The organism is Streptomyces sp. rh34, from assembly GCF_002551245.1.
Lineage (GTDB): Bacteria > Actinomycetota > Actinomycetes > Streptomycetales > Streptomycetaceae > Streptomyces.
The window spans coordinates 1-11,044 of the sequence record NZ_NTGZ01000245.1 but is presented as its reverse complement, the minus strand read 5'-3'; the positions used below and the strand labels follow the sequence as shown (position 1 = coordinate 11,044).

General features: G+C 72.0%; 9 protein-coding genes and 1 pseudogene. 4 read left to right on the top strand and 6 right to left on the bottom strand.

Translation table 11 applies throughout. The features are described 5' to 3' along the window. Positions 1-305: pseudogene (locus CR470_RS30540) on the top strand (amino acid deaminase/aldolase); the annotation flags it as partial. A 68-nt stretch (positions 306-373) separates the two neighbouring features. Here CR470_RS30540 and CR470_RS30535 read toward each other — a convergent pair. Both CR470_RS30535 and CR470_RS30530 read right to left on the bottom strand, forming a co-directional pair. Beyond that, positions 374-1,336: a DUF2510 domain-containing protein gene (locus tag CR470_RS30535; protein ID WP_097870727.1), complete on the bottom strand. Its 963-nt coding sequence runs from the start codon at positions 1,334-1,336 to the stop codon at positions 374-376. A 49-nt stretch (positions 1,337-1,385) separates the two neighbouring features. Further along, positions 1,386-2,321, bottom strand: a complete 936-nt coding sequence (locus CR470_RS30530) for a LysR family transcriptional regulator (protein ID WP_097870726.1) — start codon at positions 2,319-2,321, stop codon at positions 1,386-1,388. A 70-nt stretch (positions 2,322-2,391) separates the two neighbouring features. Between CR470_RS30530 and CR470_RS30525 the strand changes: the two genes are divergently transcribed. Then, on the top strand, positions 2,392-3,579 hold the full coding sequence (locus CR470_RS30525) for a TDT family transporter (RefSeq protein WP_097870725.1): 1,188 nt from the start codon (positions 2,392-2,394) through the stop codon (positions 3,577-3,579). On the opposite strand, the gene CR470_RS30520 is transcribed toward CR470_RS30525, so the two are convergent. From CR470_RS30520 to CR470_RS30505, 4 genes are all read right to left on the bottom strand, one after another. Beyond that, a complete protein-coding gene (locus CR470_RS30520) occupies positions 3,518-4,228 on the bottom strand; it encodes a helical backbone metal receptor (protein WP_097870724.1) in 711 nt (236 codons plus the stop codon). The two genes, CR470_RS30525 and CR470_RS30520, sit on opposite strands and share 62 nt — an antisense overlap. Before the next feature lie 136 nt (positions 4,229-4,364). Next, on the bottom strand, positions 4,365-4,910 hold the full coding sequence (locus CR470_RS30515; RefSeq protein ID WP_097870723.1) for a helix-turn-helix domain-containing protein: 546 nt from the start codon (positions 4,908-4,910) through the stop codon (positions 4,365-4,367). A gap of 164 nt (positions 4,911-5,074) precedes the next feature. Next, positions 5,075-7,699 carry an ABC transporter permease/substrate binding protein gene (locus CR470_RS30510; RefSeq protein ID WP_097870722.1) on the bottom strand — a complete coding sequence of 875 codons (2,625 nt, stop codon included), beginning with the start codon at positions 7,697-7,699 and terminating at the stop codon, positions 5,075-5,077. Beyond that, positions 7,692-8,768: a quaternary amine ABC transporter ATP-binding protein gene (locus tag CR470_RS30505; protein WP_097870721.1), complete on the bottom strand. Its 1,077-nt coding sequence runs from the start codon at positions 8,766-8,768 to the stop codon at positions 7,692-7,694. The genes CR470_RS30510 and CR470_RS30505 overlap by 8 nt, the downstream gene beginning before the upstream one ends. A gap of 319 nt (positions 8,769-9,087) precedes the next feature. Between CR470_RS30505 and CR470_RS30500 the strand changes: the two genes are divergently transcribed. Beyond that, positions 9,088-9,996 carry a 5'-3' exonuclease gene (locus CR470_RS30500; RefSeq protein WP_179892425.1) on the top strand — a complete coding sequence of 303 codons (909 nt, stop codon included), beginning with the start codon at positions 9,088-9,090 and terminating at the stop codon, positions 9,994-9,996. 52 nt (positions 9,997-10,048) lie between these two features. Further along, positions 10,049-10,900 carry a siderophore-interacting protein gene (locus CR470_RS30495; protein WP_097870719.1) on the top strand — a complete coding sequence of 284 codons (852 nt, stop codon included), beginning with the start codon at positions 10,049-10,051 and terminating at the stop codon, positions 10,898-10,900. Positions 10,901-11,044 lie beyond the last annotated feature (144 nt).

The window sequence follows — 11,044 nt, the reverse complement described above, 5'->3', positions numbered from 1 at the left end:
GTGTGGGCGTGGTGACGGTGCTCGGTGGCGGCTATCCGGCGTCCGGCGCGGCCGGTGCCGACCGCTCGCCGGTGCCGTATCTGCCGGAGGGGCTGCGCTACGACGCGCAGGAGGGTGCGGGCGAGGTGCAGACGCCGCTGCTGGGCTCCCCCGCCGACGACCTGCTGATCGGCGACAAGGTCTGGTTCCGGCACGCCAAGGCCGGGGAACTGTGCGAGCGTTTCGACGCGCTGCACCTGATCGAGGGCGACCGGGTCACGGCGAGCGTTCCGACGTACCGGGGCGAGGGGCAGACCTTCCTCTGACCCCGGGAACGCGGGCGAGGGGCGGGCGGCCTTCCTCCGACCCCGGGCACCGCACCGGGTCCGGCGCGTCAGGGGCCGATGGACGCGCCCACCCCGCCGCTCGTCGCGCTGTCGCCGAGCGGGCGGATGCCCCGGGTGATCGTGTCCATCAGGGACAGCGGCAGGCCGGGGACCTCGGCGTCGAAGGCGAACCGGACGAGCACCGGCGTCCCGGTGCCCACCGAGGAGGGGAAGGCGAGGGACTGCACGTACCCGCCTGGCCCCTTGCCGGTGGCGACCTGCCAGCGCACCAGGTAACCGGTGCGGCCGGCGACGGTCAGCTCCTGGGCCTTGAGCACCTTGTGGGAGGTGATGCCGCCGTGGGTGCGCCGGCCGAGGTTGTCCTCCTCGTAGGCCCTGTCGGCCGCGGTGACGATGTCGGCCTCGGCCAGGGTCCTGGCATCGGTCTCGCCGCCCCGGGCGGTGCGGGTGGAGACGGTGCCGTGGTAGCAGAACGACGCGCCTCCGGGGCAGTCGTAGGACTGCTCGGTGCGGATGGTGGGGGCGTCGTCGGAGGTGCTCTCCGGCTTCTCCCAGCCCTTGGGCACCGGCAGGGTGATCCCGTTGAGCTGGTCGACGAGGACGGTGGGGTCCTCCTCCGGGGCGGGCTCGGCGGAGGAGGCGGTGGCCGTGGGGGCGGTGACGGGGGCCGGGGGCGAGGTGGTCGTCGTCGGAGCCGCCGGCGTACCGCCCTCGTCGCGGCCCAGCAGCACGGCGCCGGCGACGGCCGCGCCCAGGACCAGCACCCCGGAGAGCGTGATCGCCAGGACCTTCGTCCGGCTGCCGCCGGCGGCCTCGCCCCGGGGGTCGCGCTGGTGCGGGAGCGGAAGGGACGGCGGGCCGAACGCCGCGGGCGCGGGCGACTGTTCCGGTGCGGCGTGGGCAGCGGCGAGCGGGCGGGTGTGCACGGTCCAGGCCGTGCCGTCCCACCAGCGCTCGTGGCCGGGTGCGCCCGTGTCCGGGTACCAGCCGGGCGGCGTCGCGTAGCTCATGCCACCACTCTAGGGTCCGGCTCGGACACGGCGGCCGGGGTTCGCGGGGTCAGGCGTCGCGGCCGGTCAGGGACAGCAGATCGCGGGCGGGGCCGGTGGGGCGGTGGCCCCCCGGCCAGACGGCGCGCAGTTGGCGGCGCAGCCGTACGCCCGCGACGGGGACCTTGACGAGGCGGCGGGACGACAGCTCCTCGCCGAGGGCGAGTTCGCTGAGGACGCAGGGGCCCGCGCCGCTCTCCGCCGCGCCCTTGACCGCCGTGGTGGAGGAGAGTTCCAGCAGGGGCCGGGCCAGCCCACCGTGCACGGCGAGCGCCGCGTCCAGGACCTGGCGGGTGCCGGAGCCGTGCTCGCGCAGGATCAGCGGGGTGGCGGCGAGTTCACCGGGCAGCAGCGGGGCGCGGCGGCGGGCCCAGGGGTGGCTGGGGGCGACCACGACGACGAGGCGGTCGTGGGCGATGACGGTGCCGTCGAGGCCCTCCGGTATCGACAGGCCCTCGACGAAGCCGAGGTCGGCCTCGCCGGTGACCAGGCGGCGGGCGACGTCCGCGGAGTTGCCGACGCGGAGCGAGACCGCGGTGTCCGGGCGCTCCCCGCGCAGGGCGATCAGCCAGCCCGGCAGCAGGTACTCGGCGATCGTCATGCTGGCGGCGACCCGCAGCCGGGAGTCGCGGCGGTCACGCAGCGCCTGGGCGCCGGCGTCGAAGGCCTCCGCCGCCTCGACGACCCGGCGCGCCCAGTCGGTGACCAGCGCGCCCGCGTCGGTGAGCCGGGAGCCGCGCGGGGAACGGTCCAGGAGGGCGACGCCGAGCTGTCGCTCCATGGACCGGACGCGGCTGGAGGCGGCGGGCTGGGTGATGCCGACCTCCCGGGCGGCCCGCCCGAGGCTGCCGTGCCGGGCGACCGCGAGGAGCAGCTCCAGCGCCCCGAGGTCGGGGACCCGGTGGGAGAGGGGGACGTGGGGTACGTGGGTGTCGTCGCCGGTCATAAATCCAGCTTATGACCTCATAGAGGCGAGGTCCCTGGTGGGCGGGGGCCCGACCGCGAAGAATCGTGGCATGGCCATCTTTCCGCAGACCCGGACCGCCGTCCCATCGCCGCCCACCGCGCTTCCGACCCTCCCGGCGGAGGCGTCCGGCGACTCGACGCGGCTGCCGTCGCTGCGGCACATCGGCCCCAACTGGTACGCGAGCGTCATGGGCACCGCGATCGTCGCCGGCGCCGGGGCGATGCTTCCGGTGGACGTTCCCGGACTGCGCGCCGCGTGCACCGTGGTGTGGGCGCTGTCGGCCGTGCTGCTCCTGGCCGTCCTCACCGCGCGGGCCGGGCACTGGCTCTGCCACCGCGACCAGGCCCGCGCCCATCTCCTGGACCCGGCCGTCGCCCCGTTCTACGGCTGTCTGTCGATGGCGTTGATGGCCGTCGGCGGGGCCACCCTGACGGTGGGCCAGGACGTGGTGGGCGCGCGGGCGGCGCTCGCGGTGGATGTGGTGCTGTTCGTGGCGGGCACGGCGGTCGGTCTGGTGGCCGCTGTCGCGGTGCCGTATCTGATGGTCGTACGCCACCGTCCCGCGCCGGGGACCGCGTCGCCGGTCTGGCTGCTGCCGCTGGTCGCCCCGATGGTGTCGGCCTCGCAGGGCGCGCTGCTGGTGCCGCACGTCTCCGCCGGGCAGGGGCGCGAGGCGCTGCTGCTGGCCTGCTACGCGATGTTCGGCCTGTCGCTGCTGGCCACGCTGGTGGTGCTGCCGCTGGTCTTCTCCCGGCTGGTCCACCACGGTCCGCTGCCGCTCGCGCTGACCCCGACGCTGTTTCTGGTGCTGGGGCCGCTCGGGCAGTCGACGACCGCCGTCAACCAGCTGGCCGACGCCGCCCCGGGGGCGGTCGGGGCCCCCTACGCCTCCGCGTTCGGCGCGTTCGCCGTGCTGTACGGGGTGCCGGTGATGGGCTTCGCGCTGCTGTGGCTGGCCCTGGCGACCGCGATGGTGGTGCGGGCCGCGCGGAACGGGATGGGGTTCGCGATGACGTGGTGGGCGTTCACCTTCCCCGTCGGTACGTGTGTGACGGGCGCGGCGGGTCTGGCGCGGCACACCGGTCTCGACGCGCTGACCTGGCTGGCGGTGGCGCTGTACGTCGCCCTGGTCGCGGCGTGGGCGGCGGCCGGGACGCGGACGGCGCTCGGGGTGCTCAGCGGAGCGCTGACGGCAGCGCCCGTGCCGCCTCGGCCAGCGACGGCCCGTACCACGTGAGCAGCCGCCCGTCGACGAGGGCGGCGGGCAGGGCGGGGAAGGCCTCGGGCCCGTCGTCCGCGGTGAAGCGGTAGGGCTCGTCGGGCAGCACGATCAGCTCGGCCCCGGAGGCGTTCAGCTCGTCGAGCGGGATGCGCGGGTAGCGCTCGGCGTGGTCGGCGTACACGTTGCGGATGCCGAGACGGGCAAGGAGGTCGCCGGCGAAGGTGTCGCGGCCCAGCACCATCCAGGGCCTGCGCCAGATCGGTACGGCGGCGGGGCGCGGGCTCCAGGAGGGCGGGGGCAGCGCGGCCCAGGCGGCCTCCGCCTCGTCCAGCCAGCGGGGTCTGGCGAGCCCGCAGCCGTCGACGAGGACGCGGTGCAGTTCGGCGAGGGCCTGATCCAGGGTGCGGACCTCGGTGACCAGGACGTCGAGCCCGGCCGCCCGGAGCGCGTCGAGGTCGGGGGCCCGGTTCTCCTCCTCGTTGGCGATCACGAGGTCGGGGGCGAGGGCGGCGATCGCGGCCACGTCCGGGTTCTTCGTGCCGCCGATGCGGGCGGCGGTGAGGTCCCTGGGGTGCGTGCACCAGTCGGTGACGCCGACGAGCAGCCCGGGTGCGGTGCGGGCGACGGCCTCGGTGAGCGAGGGGACCAGGGAGACGACGCGCACGGGCGGGCCTTTCGCGGGTGGAGGGGCGGGCTCACCTCGTACGGACACTCGCCGTACGGGCGCGGCGCCGTACGGACTCGGCGCCGTACGGACTCGGCGCCGTACGGACTCGGCGCCGTACGGGCGGCGTACGGCCTCAGCGGCGCGAGTCGAACGTGGCGTCGATGTGTTCGGCCACCGAGACGACCAGCAGCCGGGTGCCGGGCACGGTGGCGCGCCAGCGGTGGCGGACCCCGCCGGAGAGGAACAGGGTGTCGCCGTGTTCCAGGCGGTGGACCTGGCCCTCGGCCTCGACGTCGACGGCGCCCTCGACGACGTACATCAACTCGTCGTTGCGGTGCTGGAACTCGCGCCCGAGGTCCGGTTCGCCGGTGAACTCCAGGGCGCTGAGCTGATGCCGGCCGCGCACCAGGCGGCGTACGCCCTCGCCCTCCTCGGCCCGGACGACGTCCACGGCGCGCGCGGAGTCGGCGGCGGCGTGAAGCTTCTTGGTGGTGGTCTCCAGCGCTTCGGCGACCCGGTCGAGGGAACGGGCGCTGGGGCGGGCGCGCTCGTTCTCGATCTGGCTGAGGAAGGGCACGGAGAGGCCGCTGCGCGAGGCGACCGCGGCCAGCGTGAGTCCCAGGGTTCTGCGTCGTCGGCGGACGGCGGCGCCCACCCGCGGTGTGTCCTTGTCGTCCATGTCCCGGCTCCCTCCCGCCTCCGCCATCCTCCCGGTTGCCAGCACCTTACGCACATGGTTGCGCACGACGTCCGGTAAACGCCCCCCGGGCAGCCGGAAGGGGTGGCCCCGCCCGAAGGCGGGGGCCACCCCTGACGACCTGCTGCTTTCGTGCCCGTGGGCCCTTACTGGGGCGCCATGGTGTCCGCGATGCCCGGGTTGTCGTCCATCCAGGCCTTCACGGCTTCCTCCTCGTGACCCACGCCGCGCTTCTGGATCTCGTTCTCCAGGCCGCCGAGCTGCTTCTCGGTGAGCTCGAAGTCCTTGAACCACTTCGTCAGCTGCGGGTACTGCTTCGGGAACTCCTTGGAGGCGATGGTGTGCAGCCGGTCGCCCTCACCGAACGCCTTCTTCGGGTCCTTCAGCTTGGTCATGCCGTACTCGTTGTACGCCCAGTGCGGGGTCCACAGCAGGACCGCGATGGGCTCCTTCTTGGCGTACGCGCGCTTCAGCTCGGCCAGCATGCCGGGCGTGGAGGAGTCGAGGACCTCGTACTCCTTGTCCAGGCCGTAACTCGGCAGGACGTTCTTCTTGAGGTTCTCCATGGTGGCGGTGCCGGGCTCGATGCCGACGATCCGGCCCTTGAAGTCGGAGCCCTTGCCCTTGAGGTCGTCGAGGGTCTTGACGTCCTTGACGTAGTCGGGGACGGCGACCTCGATGGACGTCGGCCCGTACCAGGAGCCGATGTCGGTCAGCTTGTCGCCGTACTTGTCCCAGTAATTCTTCTGGGTGTACGGCAGCCAGCCGTCGAACTGCACGTCGATCTGGCCGCGTGACATCGCGGCGTACATCGGGCCGACCTCGAACTGCTTGAGGTTGATCTTGTAGCCGCGCTCCTCCAGGACCGCCTTCCACAGGTACGTGGCGGCGATGTCCTCCTCCCAGGGGAACCAGGCGACCTCGACGGCACGGTCACGCTCGTCCTTGCCGCCGTCGGCCTTGGCGTCCTTCGGGACCGGGGACCACTTGTCGGCGACGCCCGGGTTGTCCTTCAGCCAGGTGCGGACGGCTTCCTGCTCCTTGCCGGAACCGGACTTCTGGATCTGGGCCTCAAGGCTGGTGAGCTGCTTCTCGCTCATCTTGAAGTCCTTGAGCCACTTGCTGACCACGGGGTTCTCGGCGGAGAAGCCCTTGCGCGCCAGGGTGTGGACGCCGTCACCCTCGCCCCAGAGACCCTTGGGGTCCTTGAGCTTGGTGAGGTCGTACTCGTTGTACGCCCAGTGCGGCGACCAGAGCGGAACGACGATCGGTTCCTTCTTGGCGTACGCGCGCTTCAGCTCGGCCAGCATGGACGGCGTGGAGCCGTCGATGAGCTTGTACTCCTCGTCCAGGCCGTAGCCCGGCAGCAGCTTGTCCTTGAGCAGGCCCATCTCGCCGGCGCTCGGCTCGATGCCGACGATCCGGCCCTTGAACTCGGACGCCCGGCCCTTCAGGTCGTCCATCGACTGGACGTCCTTCATGTACGCGGGGACGGCGAGTTCCAGCGAGGTCGGGGCGTACCACGCGCCGAGGTCCTCCAGGCGGTCCTTGTACTTCGCCCAGTAGCTGGCGTGGGTGACCGGCAGCCACGAGTCGGTCTGGAAGTCGATCTGCCCGTTGGCCATACCGGTGTACAGCGCGCCGGCCTCGTACTGCTTGACGTCGACCTCGAAGCCGCGCTGCTCCAGCATCTCCTTCCAGAGGAAGGTGGAGGCGATGCCCTCGTCCCACGGGATGTAGCCGATGCTGACCTTCTTGCCGTCGCCGATCAGCGCCGCCTTGCCGGCCGTGTCGTCCTTGGAGCCGCCGCCGAAGACGCTCATGCTGCCCGCGACGAGCGCGAGGACGACGATGCCGACGGCCGCGATGCGGGGCTGCGGGCGGTAGGTCCAGATCTTCCAGCCGTCCGCCATGGCCTGGGCCTTGGCGACCGCGCGGCGGCCCAGCGGGGAGACCTCGGTGCCCAGCGCGCCGGTCATCCGGTCCAGGTACATGGCGAGGATGACGATGGAGATGCCCGCCTCGAAGCCGAGGCCGACGTCGACGTTGCCGATGGCGCGGTAGACGGAGCCGCCGAGGCCACCGCCGCCGACCATGCCCGCGATGACGACCATGGACAGGCCGAGCATGATGACCTGGTTGATTCCGGCCATGATCGTGGGCAGGGCGAGCGGCAACTGGACGCGCAGCAGGGTGTTGCGCGAGGTGGTGCCGAAGGCCTCGGCCGCCTCGACGAGTTCGCCGTCGACCTGGCGGATGCCGAGCTCGGTCATCCGGACGCCCGGGGGCAGCGCGAAGATGATGGTGGCGATGATGCCGGGGACCACGCCGACGCCGAAGAAGATGACGCCGGGGATCAGGTAGACCATGGCGGGCATGGTCTGCATGAAGTCCAGGACCGGCCGGGTGATCGCGCTGACCGTCCTGGACCGGGAGGCCCAGATGCCCAGGGGTACGGCGATGACCAGGGTGACGAGTGTCGCGACGAGCACCAGGGTGAGGGTGTCCATCGCCTCGTCCCACAGTTCGACGGAGTCGATGAGGGCGAACCCGACGAAGGTGAGCAGGGCCGCGGGCAGACCGCGCAGCCACCAGGCGATGACGGCGACGATGCCCGCGAAGAGCAGCGGTGCGGGGGCGGACAGGACGGCGGCTATGCCGTCGAACATGCCGCTGACGACGGAGCTGATGGCGTCGAAGAGCCAGGCGAGGTGGGTCTGCAGCCAGTCGACCGCGGAGTCGACCCATTCGCCGAGGGGGAGCCTAAACACTGGCCACCTTCTTCACGCCGTCCGCTGCCGCGGCTTCGGTGTCGTGGGGGGCCTCGGCCGGGGTCATCGGCTCGCCGAGGACGGCGAGGAGCCGGGAGCTGGGGACGACGCCGACGAGCTTGCCCTTGGCGTCGGTCACGGCGACCGGGTTCGAGCTCTGCGAGCAGGGCGTGAACAGGTCGATGATCGGCGTGGACTCCGGGACCGTGGCGGGGGCCGCGGCCAGCACGTCCTGCGGGGTGCGCAGTTCCTTGCCGTCCGCCGCCTTGGTGCCCATCACGGTGTGCGCCTCGGCCATGATCGCGCCCGCGGTGAGCACCCGGGAGCGGTCGACGTCCTGGGTGAAGGAGGCGACGTAGTCGTTGGCCGGGGTGACGAGGATGTCCTCGGCGGTGCCGAGCTGGACGATCTCCCCGTCGCGCATCACGGCGATCCGGTCGCCCAGGCGCATGGCCTCGTTCAGGTCGTGGGTGATGAAGACGATGGTCTTCTTCAGGCGCTTCTGGAGCTCCAGGAGCTGGTCCTGCATGTCACGGCGGATCAGCGGGTCGAGGGCGCTGAAGGACTCGTCCATGAGCAGCAGGTCGGCGTCGGTGGCCAGCGCGCGGGCGAGGCCCACGCGCTGCTGCATACCGCCGGAGAGCTCGTCGGGCCAGGACTTCTCCCAGCCTTCGAGGCCGGTCAGCCGCAGCGCCTCGGTGGCGCGCACCTCACGCTCCTCGCGCGACACGCCCTGGACCTCCAGGCCGTACGCGGCGTTCTCCAGGACGCTCCGGTGGGGGAAGAGCGCGAAGTGCTGGAACACCATGCTGATCTTGGTGGAGCGGACGTGCCGCAGGTCGCGGGGGCTCAGGGCGGTCAGATCCTGGCCGTCGAACAGCACCCGGCCCGCGGTGGGGTCGAGCAGACCGTTGAGCATCCGCAGCAAGGTGGACTTGCCCGAGCCGGACAGCCCCATGACGACGAAGATCTGCCCCGGCTCCACGGTGAACGAGGCGTCGATCACCGCTGCGGTCGTTCCCTCGGCACGCAACTCGTCGCGGCCGGAGCCGCTCTCGAGCTTTCGCACTGCCTCATCGGGTCGTCTTCCGAAGACTTTGTACAAGTGTTCGGCTTGCAGCCTGGACACATACACCTCACGCGTTGAACCGAAAACGGTCTGCCACCCCCTCCGGCAGACCGTGGAGCGGTGCGGGCTCTGTCCGCGTGGCACATGCACTAGTTGAAAATGCGACGTGGTTCGCTCCGATGGCGCGCCTGCCCTCGCTTACACAACCCAAACACAACAGTGATCCACGTCACTGACCTGCGACGGAGCGGCAGCAAGCGGTCACTCGGGGCGACTGTGGGTGCGGTGGGGCATCATCGGGTCTGTGACGCGACGCCTGATGCTCCTCGACACCGCTTCCCTCTACTTCCGTGCCTACTTCGGGGTGCCCGATTCGGTGCGCGCGCCGGACGGTACGCCCGTGAACGCCGTGCGCGGCCTCCTCGACTTCATCGGCCGCCTGGTGCAGGACCACCGGCCGGACGATCTGGTCGCCTGCTGGGACAACGACTGGCGTCCGCAGTGGCGGGTCGACCTGATCCCGACGTACAAGGCGCACCGGGTCGCCGAGGAGACGCCCGCCGGACAGACGGACGAGGAGGAGATCCCCGACACGCTGTCCCCGCAGGTCCCGATCATCGAGGACGTGCTGGCGGCCCTCGGGATCGCCCGGGTCGGCGTCACGCCGTACGAGGCGGACGACGTCATCGGCACCCTCACGGGGCGGGCGACCGGGCCGGTGGACATCGTCACCGGCGACCGCGATCTGTACCAGCTGGTCGACGACGCCCGTCAGGTGCGCGTGCTCTACCCGCTCAAGGGCGTCGGCACCCTTCAGCTGACCGACGAGGCGTGGCTGCGCGAGAAGTACGGCGTGGACGGCGCGGGCTACGTCGATCTGGCACTGCTGCGCGGCGACCCGAGCGACGGACTCCCGGGCGTCCCCGGCATCGGCGAGAAGACGGCGGCGAAGCTGCTGGACGCGTACGGCGATCTCGACGGGATCATGGCGGCGGTGGACGACCCGAAGGCGAAGCTGACACCCTCGCAACGCAAGCGGCTGGACGAGTCGCGCGCCTATGTGGCCGTCGCGCCGAAGGTGGTCCGGGTGGCCGGGGACGTCCCCCTGCCCGACTTCGACCCGGCACTGCCCCGCGAGCCGCGCGACCCGGCCGCCCTGGAGGCGCTGGCGGACCAGTGGGGGCTGGGCGGAGCGCTTCAGCGACTGCTGACCACCCTTCAGCACTGAGGTGTTAACTTAGGCATACCTAAGCTCACGTTTTCGAACCAGGGAGTACCTCGTGGCAGAGCGGCCGGCCCGGCAAGGACCCACGGCTCAGGGGGCGCAGGTCGTGCGCACCGAGCAGATCACCCCGCACATGGTGCGGGTGGTCCTCGGCGGCGAAGGGCTCGCTGACTTCACCCTCTCCGGCTTCACCGACCACTACATCAAGCTGTGCTTCGCGCCCGAGGGCGCGGACTACGCGCACCCGTTCGACATGGCCGCGATCCGGGAGCGGTACCCGCGCGAGCTGTGGCCCACCACCCGTACGTACACGGTGCGCTCGTGGGACCCGGTCGCCCGGGAGATGGCCGTCGACTTCGTCGTGCACGGCGACGCGGGCCTCGCGGGACCGTGGGCGCAGCGGGCCCGGGTGGGCGAGCAGGTGACCTTCCTCGGCCCCGGCGGCGGTTACGCCCCCGAGGCGTCGGCGGACTGGCACCTGCTGGTCGGCGACGAGAGCGCGCTGCCGGCGATCGCGGCGGCGCTGGAGCAGATGCCGTCGGGTGCGCTCGTGCACGCCTTCGTCGAGGTGTCGGACGCCTCGGAGGAGCAGAAGATCGTGACGCCCGACGGGGTGGCCGTGACCTGGCTGCACCGCGGCGACCGGCCCGTCGGCGAGCTGTTGACCGCCGCTGTGAAGGGGCTGGACTTCCCGGAGGGCGAGATCCAGGCCTTCGTGCACGGAGAGGCGGGCTTCGTGAAGGAGATCCGCCGGTACCTGCGCGTGGAGCGGCAGATCCCGCTGCCGCGGCTGTCGATCTCGGGTTACTGGCGTCTCGGCCAGAACGACGACGCCTGGCGTGCCGTCAAGCGCGAATGGAACGAGCAGGTGGAGCGCGAGCAGGAGAGCGGCACGACCGCCGCCTAGACGCCGCCTCGACGCCCGGCCGGCATCGGCCCCCAATCGGCCCGACCCGGAGCCGCCCTCCGGGCCGGGCCCGGCCCGAGGTTCGACCCGGGTCGCCGCCCGGGTCTCCCGGTGAGCAGACCACCGGACCCCGTCCGCCGCACC